The organism is Methylobacterium carpenticola, from assembly GCF_042748905.1.
In the GTDB taxonomy this organism is placed as follows: Bacteria; Pseudomonadota; Alphaproteobacteria; order Rhizobiales; family Beijerinckiaceae; genus Methylobacterium; species Methylobacterium carpenticola.
Genome location: NZ_JBHZEO010000001.1, coordinates 6,412,582 through 6,430,219, shown reverse-complemented (window position 1 = coordinate 6,430,219; position 17,638 = coordinate 6,412,582). Strand labels below are relative to the sequence as shown.

Genomic DNA, 17,638 nt, shown 5'->3' with positions numbered 1-17,638 from the left:
GTGATACGGTTTCCGAAAGTGATCTTCCGGAAACCGTATCAGAGATACCCAGTCCCCGCCTCCGCCGCGAAGCGGTCGGGCGAGCCCTCCCAGATGATCCGGGCGTGCTCCAGCACGTAGACCCGGTCGGCATGCGGCAGCGCGAAGGTCACGTTCTGCTCGCCGAGCAGCACGGTGATCGGCGTCGTCTGGCGCAGGCGCTCCAGGGCCTTCGAGAGCTGTTCGAGGATGACCGGCGCGAGGCCGAGCGTCGGCTCGTCGAGGATCAGGAGCCGCGGGCGCATCATCAGCGCGCGGGCGATGGTCAGCATCTGCTGCTCGCCCCCCGAGAGCGTGCGGGCCATCTGGCCGCTGCGGCTGCGCAGGATCGGGAAGAGGTCGAGCAGCCAATCGAGCTGGCGCGCCGCCTCGGCCTTCGGCAGGTGCTGGCCGCCGAGGTCGAGGTTCTCGCGCACGCTCATCTCGCCGAACAGCTCGCGGGTCTCGGGCACCTGCACGATGCCGGCGCGGGCGATGCTCGCCGGGCTGCGCCGGGCGAGGGATTCGCCGCCATAGCTGATCGCGCCCGTATGCGGCACCAAGCCCGAGACCGCGTTGAACAGCGTGGTCTTGCCCGCCCCGTTGAGGCCGACCACGGAGACGAACTCGCCCTCGTGCACGTGCAGGCTGACCCCCTGGAGGGCCTGGGCCTTGCCGTAGAGCACGTTCAGGTTCTCGATCTTCAGGAGCGGCGCGCCCGTGAAGGCGGAGGCCGGACGCGCCGCCGTCTCGATGCTGCCGCCGAGATAGACCCGGCGCACGGTCTCGTTGCGCATCACCTCCGCGGCCGAGCCCTCGGCCACGCGCTCGCCGAGATACATGGCGAAGACCCGGTCGACGAGGGCCGAGACGCTCTTCACGTTGTGGTCGACGAGGAGCACCGCCTTGCCCTCGTCCCGGAAGCCCCGGATCAGCTGCGAGAAGTCGGCCACCTCGCCCTGCGTCAGGCCGGCGAAGGGCTCGTCCACCAGCACCACCTTGGGGTCGCGGGCGATGGCCTTGGCGAGCTCCATCCGGCGCAGATCCGCGAAGGGGAGGGTGGAGGGGCGCCGGTCCATCACCGCCCCGAGGCCGACCCGCTCCGCGATGGCCCGGGCCCGCGCCTCCACGTGCGGATCGGCGAAGAGCCGCAGCAGGTTGTCGGGCAGGAGCGCGAGCTTGATGTTCTCCAGCACGGTCTGGCGGTGCAGCGGCCGGGAATGCTGGAAGACGAGGCCGATGCCGGCCCGCGCCACCCGGTGCGAGGGCCAGCCGGCGATCTCGACGCCGTCGAGCTGCACGCTGCCGGCATTCGGGCGCTCCAGCCCCATGATGAGCTTCATCACGGTGGATTTGCCCGAGCCGTTCGGCCCGATCAGGCCGAGGATCTCGCCGGGGGCCACCGTGAAGCCGATCGACTTCACGGCGACGAGCCCGCCGTAGCGCTTCTGGAGGCCCTCCACGGCGAGGAGGGGCCGGGCCGCGGCGTGCGCGGCTGTCGGGGGCATCGGCCGGACGGCAGCTGTCATGATCAGACCTCCTTCACGCCCGCTGACCCTGGCGGGTCAGGATGCCGAGGAGCCCCGCCGGCACGAACAGGATCACCGCCAGCGCCGCCGCCGAGACCACGAAGGTCGACAGCGCCCCGAGCGGCCGCAGGAGTTCGCCCGCCGCGATCAGGAACACCGCGCCGAGCACGCCGCCCACGATGGTGCGCCGCCCCCCGAGCACGGCGCCGATGATCACCTGCACGCCCACCGAGACGTCGATCAGCGTGCCCACCGAGGCGGTGCCCATGTAGAAGACGAGGAGCGCCCCCGCGAGGCCGGAGAAGAAGGCGCTGACGCAGAAGGCCGCGAGCTTGTGCTTGGCGACGTTGAAGCCGAGCGCCCCGGCCTCGACCGGGTCCTGGCCGCTCGCCTGGAGGATCAGCCCGACCGGCGAGGTCGCGATGGCGAACAGGATCAGCCCGGCCACGGTCATGAAGCCGAGCGCGATCCAGTAATTGGTGGCCGCGTCGATGCTGATCACGTCCGGCACCGTCAGGCCGATTTCGCCGCCCGTGGTCTCGGCGAAGACCACGATGAGGTTCTGCAGGATCAGCACCGCCACCACGGTGGTGAGGCCGAAATAGGGGCCGCGCACCCGCAGGGCCGGAAGCGCCAGCACGACGCCGCCGATCACCGCCGCGACGGCGCCGGCCGCGAGGCAGACCGGGATCGGCACGCCGTTCCCGTTGAGGATGCCGGCCGAGTAGGCGCCGAGCCCGATCAGGAAGGTCGGCCCGAAATTCACCTCCCCGGCGAAGCCGAACAGGAGATCCCAGGCCATCGAGAACACGCCGAAGTAATAGGCGATCGTGAGGAGGCCCAGGATGTAGCCCGAGACCCAGAGCGGCAGCACGCAGGCGAGGGCGAGACCGATCAGGACGAGCCAGAACAGGGGATTGTGCAGGGTTCTTGCGAGCATGGGGCCTCAGCGGCGTCCGAGCAGGCCTTGCGGGCGCACATACATCACGGCGACGAGGAGCAGCAGCGCCGGGATGGTGCGGTAGGCCGGGGAGATCAGGTAGGCGGTCATGGTTTCGAGGTAGCCGACCACGTAGGCCGCGATGAGCGAGCCCGAGACGCTGCCGAGGCCGCCCAGCACCACGATCGAGAAGGCGCTCGCGGTGAGTGGTCCCACGCTGTAGGACGACACCCCGAGGAACTGGCCGAGCAGCACGCCCGCGATGCCGGCGAGCACTCCGTAGATGAGCCAGATCGCCACGTAGATCTTCGAGAGTTCGAAGCCGAGCAGCGTGACCCCGCGCGGGTTCATCGAGGCGGCGAGCACCACCTTGCCGGTGCGGGTGCGGTTCACGAGGAGCCAGAGCAGCCCGATCGTGCCCCAGCACACCAAAGCCGTGACGATCTGGTTCCAGGGGGTGCGCACCCCCGCGATGGTGACCACGCCCTCGACGAGGGGCATCACCGTCTTGGCGTTGCTGGTGAACAGGTAGGCGATGAACTCCTGGATCATGATGCCCCACAGGAGCGTGCCGGTGAGGATGAAGATCTCCTTCTCCTCGGGGGGGATCGCCTTCGAGCGGTCGATCGGCTTCACGACGAGGCCGTAGGTGGCGAGCGTGAGCGCCGTGCACACCGCGACCCCGACCAGGGCGCCCGCATAGGCGCCGAGGCCGAGTTCGCTCGACGCCGCCCAGGCGACGACGGCCGCCGTCACCATCAGGGCGCCGTGCGAGAGGTTGAGGACGCCGGACACGCCGAAGATCAGGGTGAAGCCGGTGGCACCGAGCGCGTAGAGCGCCGAGATGGCGAAGCCGTCGATGAGAATCTGGAGGGCCGTCATGGGATCCGCGGGCTGAAGGACGAAGCGAGGGGGTCCTGCCGGGGCGGACCCGGGGGATCTCCCCCCGGGCCCGGCCGCACGGTCAGTTCGCCGGGCTGCCGGCCTTCACGAAGCTCGGGAAGGTGAGCTTGCCGTTCGCGACCTGCGGTGGCCAGACGGCGAGCTGCTTGCCGTCCTGCCACTGCATCATCATGCCGGAGACGAGGCCCGGCCCGTACTTGATCGAGTGGGTGAAGTCGTCGTCGCGGCCGTAGAACTGGATGCGCCCGAGGGTGCCCTCCCAGTCGGTCTTCTCCAGCGCCTCGACGAGTTTGTCGGGATCGGTGGAGCCTGCCCGCTTCACCGCGTCGGCGATGTAGTAGACCTCGTCGTAGGCGGTGTAGCCGGCATAGCTCGGATAATTGCCGTACTTGGCCTTGAACGCCTCGGCGAAGGGGGCGGTCTTGGGCGTCACGTTGGTGCCGGGAGCCGCGAACATCTCGAACAGCACGCCCTCGGTGGCGCCGTTCGTCTCCTTCCAGAAGGTGGCGTTGGTGGCCTGCGAGGCGATGCCGATCATCGGGATCGGCACCTGCTGGCTCTTCCACTGCACGGTGGGCTGCACGCCGACATGCGAGATGCCGGTGACGATCACGTCGGGCTTGGCGCCCTCGATCCGGCTGAAGATCGGGTTGAAGTCGGTGGTGCTCGGCGAGAAGCGGATGTGGTCGAGCACCTTCAGGCCGACCTGCGGCAGGCACTCCTTGTAGCCCTCGTCGAGGGGCTTCGTCCAAGCCGCGTCCTCGCTCATGATCACGGCGGTCTTCATCTGGCGGCCCTCGACCAGGATCGCCTTGGCGGCATCGCAGACCGCCTGCGACTGGGCCTTGGAGGTCAGGTAACCGTGGAAGGAGTACTTGTTGCGGGCGTAGTCCTTGTGGACGTTGAGCGGGATCTCGTTCGAGGCTGCGCCCGGGGTGATGAAGGGCATCTTCAGCCGGGCCGACCACGGCTGGAGGGCGAGCACCACCTCGCTGATGTAGCTCGCGATGACCGCGTGGACCTTGTCCTCGCTCGCCGCCCGCTGGAAGGCGCGGACCGAGTCCGCCGCGGAGCTCTTGTTGTCGTAGGTGACGAGTTCGACCTTGCGCCCGTCGATGCCGCCCTTGGCGTTGATCTCGTCGGCCGCGAGCTGCGCCGCCTGCGGGATCGAGGCGCCGGCCAGCGCCTGAGCCTCGGCGATCACCGCGATGCGGATCGGGTCTGCGGCCTGGACCGTTGACGTCACGGCATGGCTGCCGAGAAGGATGGTCGAGGCGAGAAGCGCAGGGACGAGCCGCCGCGTCGCGGCAGGCACGAGTTTCCTCATGGCAATTTCCTCTCCGGTGCCGCTGTTATTGTGGCGTGGCGGCGCTGCCATCAGTGTAGCAAGCCCGTCCGCGACAACAAGCGGTCCGCCGGCGCTTTGGGCGACGAACCGCGCCACGCCGCGCAAGCCATGCAGATTTTCGATGGCTCGCCGGCCTGCCGGCCGGGTGGTGGACCGTCCCGCGCGCAGGCACGATGCGGTGCGTTCATGCCCGGCGGCGTGGCCTGCGGGCGCGTCCCGGTGCGCGAGCGCTTCCGGCCGAAGCGGATTCCGGCTCGGCGCAAGGAAGCGCGCTCAATCGAGGGCTGAGAGCCGCGGCCGATTGCAACGCGATCGGGTGCTGCTCTAAGCGGATGCCGACCAATCGACGCCGGACAGGCGCGACGCACCGGGAGGAGCAGGCACGATGGGCCTCATCACCTATCTCACGCGGATCCAGTTCGAGCGCGGCGCGATCCGCCTGATCGACGAGGAACTCGGTCTGCTCGGCGCCAAGCGGCCGCTGATCGTCACCGATCGCGGCGTGGTCGCGGCCGGGCTGGTCGGGCGCCTCGCCGCGGCGAGCCGGCTCGTGGCCGCGGCCCCGGTCTTCGACGCGACGCCCGAGAACCCGACCGAGGCCGCCGTGCTGTCGGCGCGGGACCTGTTCCGGGCGGAGGGCTGCGACGCGGTGCTGGCGCTCGGCGGCGGCTCGCCGCTCGACCTCGCCAAGGGCGTGGCGCTCCTCGTCACCCATGACGGGCCGCTCGCGCAATACGCCGCGATCCTCGGCGGCCTGCCGCGCATCCGTGCCGACCAGCCGCCGGTGGTGGCGGTGCCGACCACCGCGGGCACCGGCAGCGAGGTCGGTCGGGCGGCGCTGATCACCCTCTCGGACGGCCGCAAGCTCGGCTTCATCGCACCGCACCTGATCCCGAACGTGGCGATCTGCGATCCCGAGCTGACGCTCGGCCTGCCGCCCGGCCTCACCGCCGCCACAGGCATGGACGCGGTGACCCACTGCATCGAGACCTTCCTCAGCCCGCGCGACAACCCGCCGGCCGAGGCGATCGCCCTCGACGGCCTGCGGCGCGCGAGCGGGGCGCTGCGGCGGGCGTTCCGCGACGGCGGCGACATCGCGGCCCGCGAGGCGATGATGATGGCCGCGCTCGAAGGCGGTATGACCTTCCAGAAGGGGCTCGGCGCCGTCCACTCGATGTCGCACGCCCTGGGCGGCCGCCAGACGCGGCCCCTGCATCACGGCACGCTCAACGCCGTGATCCTGCCGCACGTCCTGCGCTTCAACGCGCCGGCCTGTACGGAGAAGTACGAGGCCCTGCGCGGGGCGATGGGCCTCGCGCCCGGTGCGGATCTCGCTGCCGCGATCGAGGCCCTGAACGGCGACCTCGGCCTGCCGCGGACCCTCGGCGAGATGGGCGTCACCGCGCAGGAATGCGAGGCGCTGATCCCCTGGGCGGTGGAGGACCATTCCACCGCGACGAACGGGCGGCTGGTCGGCGCCGAGGATTTCCGGCGCCTGTTCGCCGAAGCGCTCGGCGGCTGAGGGTGTCACGCGCCGCCGGTCGATCCACTTCCTCCATCGGAGGACACGAGGAGGAGCGACATGGCGAAGACCCCCGACGATCATCCGACCGGCGATCCGGAGCGGGTCGTGCTGGAGAGCGCGCCGACGCGCGCCTTCTGGGCCCGGCGCCTTCAGGTTCCGGTCGAGACGCTTCAGGCCGCCGTCGAGGCGGTCGGGACGGACCCGGCCCGGGTCGCGGCGCATCTCGGCAAGCCGTGGCCCTACGAGGAGAGCGGGATCGTTTGAGATCTCCCGGCCGGGTCTCCAGGGTCGTTCGGCCGACGATCCGTCGAGCGGCCCCGCAACGCGGCGCGCTCACGCCTCCGGCGCCACGTAGTCGCTCCGCCGGGGCGGCGCCCAGCCGGTCGGCGCCGCCGCCGGCCGGTAGACCTCGACCCGGAGCGGATGGCAGCGCGCGGCATCGCTCGAATGCTCCGCCCCGCAATCGCCGCCCGGACAGGCCGAGAGTGCGCCCAGGAGATCGACCTCCGCGAAGAACTCGAGGTAATCCCCCGGCCGCACCGGGCTCGCCTTCATGAAGTACTGGTGCGTGTCGGGCGTGAAGCCCGTGCACATGAACACGTTGAGCACGTCGTGCACGTGCGGCTCGGCCTCCGTCCAGGACAGCCCGGTCCGTGCCGCGAGGGCCCGCGTCAGGTTCGAATGGCAGCAATGGTGGTAGATGCCGCCCGAGAGCAATCGGTGCGTGTAGGGGTCGCAGCGCGTGCCGATCACGTCGTGCACGCCGCCGCCATGCGCGTCGAACCCGTACCAGTCGAGGGTGTCGTCGGTGATCGTCGCGAGCGGGCGCAGATGGGGCAGGTTCGACCACAACCGGTGGCCCGTGGTGACGTGGGTGCCGTGCAGGGCCCGGGTCTTGCCCGAGAAGAAGCGCTCGCCGAGATCCGCTGCCGACCACAGGTTCAGGTCGCCGACCTGCGGGCCCTCGACGCTGACGATGCGGAAGAAGCAGCCCGCCGGCACCGTGAAGCCCTCCGCCTCCCGGGGCGGCACCGTCACGGTGGCGATGCACGCCCAGCCGGCGCGGGCGGCCCGGTAGGCGTCGAGATCCGGCGGTGCCAGCGCCTCGACCGGGTAGCAGACGACCGGCCGGATCGCGCGGCGGTCTGCGGCGTCCGGGGGCGGGCGATGGAGGGGAAGGGGGCGGCTCATGGAACCTCTGGACGGGGTGGCTGACCGATCGGCCGCATCGGACCGGACCCGGCGGGGTTCGTCAAACCGCCGGGCCGCGAGGGTCCCGCTCAGGCGCTGCGCGCCCGCATTCCCTCCGGAGCGGCCCCGAAGCGGGAGACCTCCGACCAGAGCCGGTCGAGGGGCAGCACCGAAGCCGCCGCGCCGCGTTCGATCGCCTCCTTGGGCATGCCGAAGACGACGCAGCTCTCCTCGTCCTGCGCGATGGTGTGGGCGCCGGCCTTGCGCATCTCCAGGAGACCGGTCGCCCCGTCGTCGCCCATGCCGGTCATGATGATGCCGAGCGCGTTCGGGCCGGCGGCCTGGGCGGCGGAGCGGAACATCACGTCCACCGAGGGGCGGTGGCGCGAGACCAGGGGGCCGTCCTTGACCGCGACCTTGTAGCGGTTGCCGAGGCGCTGCACGAGGAGGTGGCGGCCGCCCGGCGCGATCAGCGCCTGGCCCGGCTGTACCAGATCGCCGTCCTCCGCCTCCTTCACGGCGATGGTGCAGAGGCCGTTGAGCCGCTTGGCGAAGGCCGCCGTGAAGCGCTCGGGCATGTGCTGGACGATGACGAGGCCTGGGCAGTCCGCGGAGAGCGGCTCGAGGACGTCGCGCAGCGACTCGGTGCCCCCCGTCGAGACGCCGATGCAGACGATGTGCTCCGTCGCCGAGACGGCCCGGCCGAGCACGGGCGGCGGGATCATCACGTCGGCGGAGAGCTTGGCCTCGACGGTGCGCACGGAGCGGCGCACGCCGCGCAGCCGCGCGCGTGCCGCGGCCCGCACCGCGTCGCAGACCCGCACCGAGGATTCCATCAGCGCCTGCCGCGTGTCGACGCGGGGCTTCGGCAGCACGTCGACGGCGCCGGCTTCCAGCACCTCGAACAGCAGCCGGGAGCCCTGCTCGGTGAGCCCGGAGCACACGATCACCGGGATCGGCCGCTGCGCCATGATCTTGCGCAGGAAGGTGAGCCCATCCATCCGCGGCATCTCGATGTCGAGGATGATCACGTCCGGGATGTCGTCTTGGATGCGCCGGGCGGCGACGTAGGGATCGGCGGCCGTGCCCAGGACCTCGATGTCCGGCACGTCGCGCAGGATGGCGGAGAGGGTCTGCCGGACGGAGGCCGAGTCGTCGACGATCAGGACGCGGATGGGAGGGCGCGGGCCGGTCATGATGCGCTTATGCTCCCGCACGCTGGAAGATCGAGGACGAGATCTGGGTCAGGCCGGCCGCGCCGACGCCCGCCATGGTCTCGGAATGGCCGAGGATGAGGTAGCCGCCGGGCTGCAGGTGCCGGGCGAGGTGCTCCACCACCATGCGCTGCGTCGGCTTGTCGAAGTAGATCAGGACGTTGCGGCAGAAGATGATGTCGACGTCCTGATCGACCGGGTAGCGCGTGTCCATCAGGTTCATGTGCCGGAAGCGGACGCGCCGGCGCAGCTCGGGCACGATGCGCCCCTCCCGGCGCTGCGCGTCGCGCGCCTCCATGACGTAGCGCCGCCGGAAGGGCGGGGGCACCGCCGCCAGCATGTCGAGGCCGTAGATGCCCCGGGCGGCGACCTTCAGCACCTCCGTCGAGACGTCGGTGCCGAGGATCGAGTAGGCGAAGCCCTGGATCTCGCGCGCGATGTCGTCGAGCACCATCGCGATCGTGTAGGCCTCCGCCCCGATCGAGGCGGCGGCGCTCCACACCTTGAGATGCGTCGGGCGCCGGGCGCGCGCCAGCAGCCGCGGCACCGCCGCCTCCCGCAGGAAGGTGAAGTGCTCCGCTTCGCGGAAGAAGTCGGTCTTGTTGGTCGTCACGCAATCGATGAGATGCGTGAGTTCCTGCTTGAGATGGCCCTCCTCGAACAGCAGGCGGGCATAGGTATCGAGCCCGTCGAGGTCGAGGGCGCGCACGCGCTTGCGCAGCCGCCCCTCGACCATGGTCCGCTTCACCGGCGGAAGCTGGATACCGACCTGCCGCTCGATCAGGTCGGCGATCGAGCGGAAATGCGTCTCGTCCAGACGCTCGGACGCGGGCACGGTCGCCTCCTCAGGCCGCCGCGGCGGCGAAATCCGCCGGATCGTCGCGGGACATCAGGCGCTCCAGATCGAACACCACCACGAAGGACTCGCCCTTGCGGCCGATGGCGGCGATGTAGTCGGAGCGCCAGCGCCCGCCGACCTCCGGCGGACCCTCCATGCGGTCGCTGTCGAGATCGGTGACCTCGAAGACGCGGTCGGCGATGAAGCCGACGCTCATCGCGCGCCCGCGCATCGGCACGTTGAGCAGGATGATGCGGGTGGCCGGCGTCGGGTCGACGCGCGGCAGGCCGAGCTTGGTGCGCAGGTCCACCACCGGGTAGCTGCGCCCGCGGACGTTGATCATGCCGACCAGGAAGTCCGGCGCCTGCGGCAGGGCCGAGACCGGCTGATGGTCGAGGATCTCGTGGACGTGCTCGATCGGGATCCCGAAGGTTTCGCGATCGAGACCGAGGGTGAGGTACTGCGCGGAACTCGACATCGGGGCAACTCCTGCGCCGCCAGCGGGGCGAGGCGAGAGGGGAGGGATGGGCCGTGAGGGCAGGGGCGGCGCCGGACGGCCGGGCGCGGTGCCTGCGCGGGGCGGCCCCGCGCAGGCTTGGGTCGGCTCAGGCGCTGCGCTTGAAGGCGGCGTCGTCCTCGTCGCCGTCCAGGTCGAAGGCGAAGCCGCCCGCCTCCGGCACCCGCCGCGCCGGCTTGGCCTTGCCCGGGTTCGCCGGCGCCGCCATCCGCGCCGCCGCGCCCCGCAGCTGCGACACCGCCGCATCCGTCTCTCGGACCGCCGTGCGCTTGACCGCCGCCCGGGGCTTCTCCAGCCGCGTGGCCGACCCCTCCGCGTCGATGCGGAAATAGGCGATGGTGGTCTGAAGCTGCTCGGCCTGGGCGGCCAGCTCCTCGGAGGTCGCCGAGACCTGCTCGGAGGCGCTGGCGTTCTGCTGCGTCACCTTGTCGAGCTGCTGGATCGCCTGGTTGATCTGCGTCGAGCCCACATCCTGCTCGCGGCAGGCCGCCGAGATCTCCTCCACCAGCTGCGCCGTCTTCTTGATGTCGGGCACCAAGCGGCCCAGCATCGCCCCGGCCTCCTGAGCCACCTTCACCGTGTCGCTCGACAGGGTGCCGATCTCGGCGGCGGCCGCCTGGCTGCGCTCGGCGAGCTTGCGCACCTCGGAGGCCACCACCGCAAAGCCGCGTCCGTGCTCGCCAGCCCGGGCGGCCTCGACGGCGGCGTTGAGGGCGAGCAGGTCGGTCTGGCGGGCGATCTCCTGCACGATGGTGATCTTCTGGGCGATGGTCTGCATGGCCTCGACGGCGCGTCCGACGGCTTGGCCGCTGGCCTCGGCATCGCGGGCGGACTGGCGGGCGATGGTCTCGGTCTGGCCGGCATTCTCGGCGTTCTGCTTCACGTTGGCGGCCATCTCCTCCATGGAGGCGGAGGCTTCCTCGGTGGAGGCGGCCTGCTCGGTGGAGCCCTGGGAGAGCTGCTCGGCGGAGGCCGAGAGTTCCTGGCTGCCGGCCGAGACGTTGGCGGCGGCCGTCAGCGCCTCGGAGACCACCGCGCGCAGGCGGTGCAGCATCGTCTCGAGGGCGAGGCCCATCGCGTCCTTGTCGGAAAGGGGCTTGGCCTCGACGGTGAGGTCACCGGAGGCGATCTCGTTGGCGAGCACCGCCGTCGCGTTGAGGTTGGCGATCATGCGGCCGAGGGCGAGGCCCATCGCGTCCTTGTCGGAGAGGGGCTTGGCCTCCACCGTGAGATTGCCGCGGGCGACCTCGTCGGCCAGAGCCGCGGTGGCGTTGAGGTTGGCGGTCATGCGGGTCAGGGCGGTGACGAGATCGCCGACCTCGTCGCGCGACGAGACCTCGATCCGCTGGCTGAGATCGCCGACGGCGACCGCATCGGCCAGCGCCACGGCTCTGCCGAGGCCGCGCGAGATGGTGACGGCGAGCCAGGTGGCGATGGCGAGGCCGATCAGCAGCGCCGCCGCGACGGTGGCGAACAGGATCGTCCGGCCCTCGATCGAGTCGGCCCTGGCCCGAGCCTCCGCCTTGTCCATGACGTGGTTCTCGTGCGCCACGAGGGCGTCGAACGCCTGGTTCGCCGTGGTGCTCACGACCGCGTACTCGCCCGAGGTGAGATCGACGGCCTTGATCGTGCTGCCCGTCTCGACGAGGGCGAGCGTCTTCTGAAGAGAGCCGAGCCACAGGCCGAATTTGGCCCGCAGGGCGTCGATTGCGATTCCTTGCGCCGCGCTCAGCTTCGCCGTCTCGTCCAGGGCCGCGACCGCCTCGTCGCGCAGCTGCTTGGCGGCAGCGACCCGCTCGGCGAGGACCGGGGCGGTCATCGCGCCGGCCGCGGCCAGGATCTGCCCCCAGGCGCGCTCGGCGCGGAGCTGGAAGGTGGTGACAGCCCGCGTGAGGCTCGCGGCACCCTGGTTGAGCGACCGGTCGATCAGGGCGTCGGCTTCCTGCCGGAGCCCGTTCATGGCCGGGCGGCCCACCGCGTTGATTTCCGCCCACGACTTCACGACGACGTGAGACTGCGCCAAGTCGTGGATCTGTCCGGCCAGGACGTGCTGCTTCTCGTATTTGACGGTGAGATCCTCGAGAAGGCGCTTGGCCTCCTCGGAGACCATCAGGCTCTTGGCCCGGGCCAGGGCGGCGACGGCGTCAGTGTGATTGGTCTCGGCCCGCTTGGCGAAATCGGCCGTCTGGGCGTCGTCGGTGCTGATCACCATGGCGCGGATGTTCGACATGCCGCGGATGGCGTGGGCCTTGGCCTCGAGCACGTGATTCTGCACGTCGGAGCGGGCGACGATGAATTGCATCGCCTCGTCGGAGGCGGTCAGCCGTTGATAGCCGACTCCCCCGGCGATGCCCACGAGCAGCAGAACGGCGCCGAATCCGCCCGCGAGTTTGGCCTTGATCGTTAAGCGCACGGTAGGACCCCAAGATTGTGGCTCGCTCTTTCCGCGAGCCGGGTTCGATTCTGAGGGTGAGGTGATCTGTCCTGCTCTTGCGTCGGCCCCCGGTCCTGTCGTTCGAGAGCCAGGTTGGGGTGAAGAGTGTTTAAGCGCTGCGCTTGAAGGCGGTGTCGTCCTCGTCGCCGTCCAGGTCGAAGGCGAAGCCGCCCGTATCCGCCCGTCGGGCCGGCTTGGCCTTGCCCGGGTTCGCCGGCGCCGCCATCCGCGCCGCCGCACCCCGCAGCTGCGACACCGCCGCATCCGTCTCCCGGACCGCCGCGCGCTTGACCGCCCGGGGCTTCTCCAGCCGCGTGGCCGACCCCTCCGCGTCGATGCGGAAATAGGCGATGGTGGTCTGAAGCTGCTCGGCCTGGGCGGCCAGCTCCTCGGAGGTCGCCGAGACCTGCTCGGAGGCGCTGGCGTTCTGCTGCGTCACCTTGTCGAGCTGCTGGATCGCCTGGTTGATCTGCGTCGAGCCCACATCCTGCTCGCGGCAGGCCGCCGAGATCTCCTCCACCAGCTGCGCCGTCTTCTTGATGTCGGGCACCAAGCGGCCCAGCATCGCCCCGGCCTCCTGGGCCACCTTCACGGTGTCGCTCGACAGGGTGCCGATCTCGGCGGCGGCCGCCTGGCTGCGCTCGGCGAGCTTGCGCACCTCGGAAGCCACCACCGCAAAGCCGCGTCCGTGCTCGCCGGCCCGGGCGGCCTCGACGGCGGCGTTGAGGGCGAGCAGGTCGGTCTGGCGGGCGATCTCCTGCACGATGGTGATCTTCTGGGCGATGGTCTGCATGGCCTCGACGGCGCGTCCGACGGCCTGGCCGCTGGCCTCGGCATCGCGGGCGGACTGGCGGGCGATGGTCTCGGTCTGGCCGGCATTCTCGGCGTTCTGCTTCACGTTGGCGGCCATCTCCTCCATGGAGGCGGAGGCTTCCTCGGTGGAGGCGGCCTGCTCGGTGGAGCCCTGGGAGAGCTGCTCGGCGGAGGCCGAGAGTTCCTGGCTGCCGGCCGAGACGTTGGCGGCGGCCGTCAGCGCCTCGGTCACCACCGCGCGCAGGCGGTCGACGGTTCCGTTCAGCGCCGCCACGAGATCGCCGATCTCGTCGTTGCTGCCGATCTCGGCCTTCCGGGTCAGATCGCCACCCGCCAGCGCGTCGGCGAGGCCGACCGCCCGGGCGAGGCTGCGGCTGATGTTGATGGCGATCCAGAGAGCCGAGGCGATCGCGACCAGCACGGAAGCCGCGATCATGGCGAGCATCAGGGACTTGGCGAAGTCCGCGCTCTTGAGCGCCGCCGTCGCCGTCTCGTCCATCCGCGTGCCGGTGAACTGCGCGTATTGCTTGAAGGCCGCGGTCGTCTCGCGGATCGCCTTGCGTCCCTCGCCCGTCGTGATCTCCTTCGCCCGGATGTCGCCGGCGGCCGCCGCCGTCTCCACGACGCGGTCGACGATGCCGACGAGCCGCTCCGTCTGCTTGCGGACCTCGCTGCCGTTGATGCCGAGCGCGCCCAGGGCCGCCGACAGCTCCTTCAGCGCGCCCTGGACGGCGCCATGCTCGGTGGAGACGGCGCGACGGCTGTCCTCGACCTCGGACAGGGTGGTGGCGCTCGTGATCTCGAGGCTGACCCTCACGACGCGGGCCCCCTGATAGCGCAGCGTCTGCAACAGGAGGGCGGCCTTCTCCCGATCCGCCGAGGACGGGGCCTTCGCGATCTCGGCCGCGGCCTCGCTGAGGGCCGTGTTGAAGCCGAGGACGGCCGGCAGGCCCTCGCTCTTCCAGAGCGCGACGGCGTGGGTGGCGGAGTTCAGCCGCGCGAAGCCGAGCGCTTCGTCCTGGAGCTGATTCAGCCGCCGGAAGCTCGTATTCGCCTGCTCGAGCAGGCGCTTGCCCTGCTCGCTCGCCGCCTCGTAAATCTCGCCGTACAGGCGCTGCGCCGTGGCGCGCTGCTCCTGGAGCGTGCCGATGAAGCCATCCCGCTCCTTGTCGCTGGTCGCCAGGAGGATGTTACGCTCCGAGCGGGCCTGGGCGTTGATCTGCTCCTGCAATTCTCCGACCTTGATGGCCCGCTTGCCCTGATCGATGATCACGGCTTCGGCGGCGGCCATCTCGGACAGTTGGTAATACGCGATGCCTCCTGTGACGACCGACAGTGCGATGATCGCTCCGAAGGTGGAAGCCAGTTTCGCTTTGATCGTCAGTCGCACGGTTCTCTCCGTTTGTCGGAAAAAATATTTGGAGTGGGTGGGGCCATCGCTGCGACCTCGGCGAAACTATGCCGGGATTTGTTGAATGAATTCACTCCCTCGGCTTTGAGCCGAGGGAGTGAATTGCTTGGATAAATCAGGCGCTGCGCTTGAAGGCGGCGTCGTCCTCATCGCCGTCCAGGTCGAAGGCGAAGCCGCCCGTATCCGCCCGCCGGGCCGGCTTGGCCTTGCCCGGGTTCGCCGGCGCCGCCATCCGCGCCGCCGCGCCCCGCAGCTGCGACACCGCCGCATCCGTCTCCCGGACCGCCGCGCGCTTGACCGCCCGGGGCTTCTCCAGCCGCGTGGCCGACCCCTCCGCGTCGATGCGGAAATAGGCGATGGTGGTCTGGAGCTGCTCGGCCTGGGCGGCCAGCTCCTCGGAGGTCGCCGAGACCTGCTCGGAGGCGCTGGCGTTCTGCTGCGTCACCTTGTCGAGCTGCTGGATCGCCTGGTTGATCTGCGTCGAACCCACATCCTGCTCGCGGCAGGCCGCCGAGATCTCCTCCACCAGCTGCGCCGTCTTCTTGATGTCGGGCACCAAGCGGCCCAGCATCGCCCCGGCCTCCTGGGCCACCTTCACGGTGTCGCTCGACAGGGTGCCGATCTCGGCGGCGGCCGCCTGGCTGCGCTCGGCGAGCTTGCGCACCTCGGAGGCCACCACCGCAAAGCCGCGTCCGTGCTCGCCGGCCCGGGCGGCCTCGACGGCGGCGTTGAGGGCGAGCAGGTCGGTCTGGCGGGCGATCTCCTGCACGATGGTGATCTTCTGGGCGATGGTCTGCATGGCCTCGACGGCGCGTCCGACGGCCTGGCCGCTGGCCTCGGCATCGCGGGCGGACTGGCGGGCGATGGTCTCGGTCTGGCCGGCATTCTCGGCGTTCTGCTTCACGTTGGCGGCCATCTCCTCCATGGAGGCGGAGGCTTCCTCGGTGGAGGCGGCCTGCTCGGTGGAGCCCTGGGAGAGCTGCTCGGCGGAGGCCGAGAGTTCCTGGCTGCCGGCCGAGACGTTGGCGGCGGCCGTCAGCGCCTCGGAGACCACCGCGCGCAGGCGGTGCAGCATCGTCTGGAGGGCGATGCCGAGCCTGTCCTTCTCGGACATCGGCTTGGCGGTGATCGTGAGGTTGCCGGAGGCGATCTCGTCGGCCGCTGCCGCGGTGGCGTTCAGGTTCGCCGTCATGGCGTTGAGGGCCGTGATCAGGTCGCCGACCTCGTCCCGCGACGTGACCGGCAGGGTCTGGCTGAGATCGCCGACCGCGACCGCGTTGGCGAGGCCCACCGCCCGGCTCAGGCCCCGGCTGATGGCCAGCGCGATCCAAGTCGCGGCGCCGATGCCGATTGCCAACGAGGTCAGCAGGATGACGATCAGCAACAGCTTGGCGTTGTCCGCCGCGACCGCGCCGTCGCGGGCGGCCTCCGCCATCTGCCGCTTGATCAGGTCGGCATAGTCGTCATACGCCTTGAGCACCGCGTTGAGCTGCGTGCGGCCATCGCCCATCGTCAGCGTTTGGGCCCGCAGGTTGCCGCCCTCCGCCGCGATCTTCATGGCCTGCTTCATCGACGCGGCGGCCGCGTCGTACTGCGCCAGCACGTCGGAGCCGAGCGTGCCGGCGAGGCCCGCGGAGGGCCGCGCCCCGGCCAACCCCGCCTCGAAGGCGGCGCGTGCCGCCTCGGCGTCCTGGGCGTACCGCTCCAGCTCGGGGAGCGAACCGGCCGAGAGCATGAAGGTGAAGGCCCGCGTGTAGCGCAGCCAGGTTTCCCGGGCATGGTCGAACGCGATGGCGCCGCGCAGCTGCTCCTCGCTCGCCCCCGGCCTGGACAGTTCCGCGGTGAGCTTGTTGGACAGGCCGTTCAGCCGCTGGATCAGGCCGGCCGTCTCGGTCTGGAAGTGCTGGAAGGCGCGGAAGTTCGAGTTCAGCGTCGCCCACCGCGCCGTCTCGGCCTCGGTCTTCAGGGCGGCCGTGAGCTTCTCGCTCGCCTCGCCGAGCATCCGCCGCGCCTCCTCGGAGGCGCCCCGCTCCAACTCGGCCTTGAGCCGCATCACGTCAGCGACGCGGCGGGAGAGATCCTGGTTCAGGCTCTCGATCTGAACCGGGTTGCTTTCGAGAACCATGTTCTTCTCGATGCGCGCCGCCGCTGAGAGCGCGTTCTGCAGGTCCGAGATCACCCCGACCCGGATCCCGCGCTGCGCGAGATCCTGCTGGGTCGCGGCCAAGTCGGACAGCTTGACGTAGCTGATGCCGCCGGCACCCGCCGCGAGCAGGAGCACCAGCCCGAACGCTCCTGCGAGCTTGACTTTCACCGTGAACTTCATTTGTCGACCCCTTGGTCGGAGGGTTGCTGCGGAAGGATCGGTGGAAGACGGGCGCACCGGATGATTGTCCGCGGGCTTGCGGCCCGGGAGGCCCGGCATGCAGGGGGGACGGCGGCCGGGGGCCCGGGCGGTCCGGGCCGAGCGGCGTCAGGCGAGGATGATTTCCATGTCCGGAACGATCACGAACTGGCCGTTCCAGCTGATGATCGAGCGGATGAACTCCGTCCGGATCGCGAGCCCGACCCGGGGGATGGGCTGGCTCGTGGCGCCCGCGATCTCGGTGACCTCGTGCACCTTGTCGGCGGTGATGCCGACGCAGACCGGATCGCCGTCGATCGGGAGCTCGATCACCACGATGCGGGTGTCCGGGCTCTGGGCGCGCGGGGGCATGCCGAAGCGCACCCGCAGATCCGCGAGCGGGATCACGTTGCCGCGCACGTTCACGACGGCGGGCAGGTGGGGGCGCGCCCCCGTGACCTGCGTCGTCGGGATCGGATCGATGATCTCGCGGACCATGCCCGCATCGATCGCGAAGACCTCGTCGGCGATCCCCAGCATCAGCACCTGCCGGGGCAGCGCGTCGTCGGGCCGCCCCTTCGTCGTGGGCTCGCGGATGTCGGCGTGCTCGGTC

The 17,638-nt window shown here is 70.6% G+C and carries 15 protein-coding genes; 3 read left to right on the top strand and 12 right to left on the bottom strand.

Going from position 1 to position 17,638, the window contains the following annotated elements; all coding sequences use genetic code 11:
- Nucleotides 1-38: 38 nt before the first annotated feature.
- From ACE101_RS29750 to ACE101_RS29735, 4 genes are all read right to left on the bottom strand, one after another.
- On the bottom strand, nt 39-1,547 hold the full coding sequence (locus ACE101_RS29750) for an ATP-binding cassette domain-containing protein (protein ID WP_379137653.1): 1,509 nt from the start codon (nt 1,545-1,547) through the stop codon (nt 39-41).
- A 13-nt stretch (nt 1,548-1,560) separates the two neighbouring features.
- Nucleotides 1,561-2,487, bottom strand: coding sequence for a branched-chain amino acid ABC transporter permease (locus ACE101_RS29745; protein ID WP_379137651.1), 927 nt, complete (start codon nt 2,485-2,487; stop codon nt 1,561-1,563).
- 6 nt (nt 2,488-2,493) lie between these two features.
- Complete coding sequence (locus tag ACE101_RS29740) at nt 2,494-3,369, bottom strand: branched-chain amino acid ABC transporter permease (protein ID WP_379137648.1); 876 nt, start codon at nt 3,367-3,369, stop codon at nt 2,494-2,496.
- An 82-nt stretch (nt 3,370-3,451) separates the two neighbouring features.
- On the bottom strand, nt 3,452-4,717 hold the full coding sequence (locus ACE101_RS29735; RefSeq protein WP_379137645.1) for an ABC transporter substrate-binding protein: 1,266 nt from the start codon (nt 4,715-4,717) through the stop codon (nt 3,452-3,454).
- Between ACE101_RS29735 and ACE101_RS29730 the strand changes: the two genes are divergently transcribed.
- From ACE101_RS29730 to ACE101_RS29720, 3 genes are all read left to right on the top strand, one after another.
- Nucleotides 4,640-5,026: a hypothetical protein gene (locus ACE101_RS29730; RefSeq protein ID WP_379139081.1), complete on the top strand. Its 387-nt coding sequence runs from the start codon at nt 4,640-4,642 to the stop codon at nt 5,024-5,026. The genes ACE101_RS29735 and ACE101_RS29730 overlap by 78 nt on opposite strands.
- Before the next feature lie 97 nt (nt 5,027-5,123).
- Nucleotides 5,124-6,260, top strand: a complete 1,137-nt coding sequence (gbd, locus tag ACE101_RS29725; RefSeq protein WP_379137643.1) for a 4-hydroxybutyrate dehydrogenase — start codon at nt 5,124-5,126, stop codon at nt 6,258-6,260.
- A gap of 60 nt (nt 6,261-6,320) precedes the next feature.
- Nucleotides 6,321-6,527 (top strand): DUF3606 domain-containing protein, encoded by a 207-nt coding sequence (locus tag ACE101_RS29720; RefSeq protein WP_379137640.1) that lies wholly within the window; start codon nt 6,321-6,323, stop codon nt 6,525-6,527.
- A 69-nt stretch (nt 6,528-6,596) separates the two neighbouring features.
- Here ACE101_RS29720 and ACE101_RS29715 read toward each other — a convergent pair whose 3' ends face one another.
- From ACE101_RS29715 to ACE101_RS29680, 8 genes are all read right to left on the bottom strand, one after another.
- Entirely contained in the window at nt 6,597-7,454 is an 858-nt protein-coding gene (locus tag ACE101_RS29715; protein WP_379137637.1) for an urea carboxylase-associated family protein, read from the bottom strand.
- A gap of 89 nt (nt 7,455-7,543) precedes the next feature.
- The gene (locus ACE101_RS29710) at nt 7,544-8,650 is read right to left on the bottom strand and encodes a protein-glutamate methylesterase/protein-glutamine glutaminase (protein WP_379137635.1); all 1,107 of its coding nucleotides are present in this window, start codon (nt 8,648-8,650) and stop codon (nt 7,544-7,546) included.
- A 7-nt stretch (nt 8,651-8,657) separates the two neighbouring features.
- Entirely contained in the window at nt 8,658-9,503 is an 846-nt protein-coding gene (locus tag ACE101_RS29705) for a CheR family methyltransferase (protein ID WP_379137632.1), read from the bottom strand.
- Nucleotides 9,504-9,513: 10 nt separating this feature from the next.
- Complete coding sequence (locus ACE101_RS29700) at nt 9,514-9,984, bottom strand: chemotaxis protein CheW (RefSeq protein WP_379137630.1); 471 nt, start codon at nt 9,982-9,984, stop codon at nt 9,514-9,516.
- Nucleotides 9,985-10,111: 127 nt separating this feature from the next.
- A complete protein-coding gene (locus ACE101_RS29695) occupies nt 10,112-12,436 on the bottom strand; it encodes a HAMP domain-containing methyl-accepting chemotaxis protein (RefSeq protein ID WP_379137628.1) in 2,325 nt (774 codons plus the stop codon).
- 130 nt (nt 12,437-12,566) lie between these two features.
- Nucleotides 12,567-14,660 (bottom strand): HAMP domain-containing methyl-accepting chemotaxis protein, encoded by a 2,094-nt coding sequence (locus tag ACE101_RS29690; RefSeq protein WP_379137626.1) that lies wholly within the window; start codon nt 14,658-14,660, stop codon nt 12,567-12,569.
- Between the two features lie 136 nt (nt 14,661-14,796).
- The gene (locus tag ACE101_RS29685; protein WP_379137624.1) at nt 14,797-17,007 is read right to left on the bottom strand and encodes a HAMP domain-containing methyl-accepting chemotaxis protein; all 2,211 of its coding nucleotides are present in this window, start codon (nt 17,005-17,007) and stop codon (nt 14,797-14,799) included.
- Between the two features lie 147 nt (nt 17,008-17,154).
- Nucleotides 17,155-17,565, bottom strand: a complete 411-nt coding sequence (locus ACE101_RS29680; protein ID WP_379139035.1) for a chemotaxis protein CheW — start codon at nt 17,563-17,565, stop codon at nt 17,155-17,157.
- Nucleotides 17,566-17,638 lie beyond the last annotated feature (73 nt).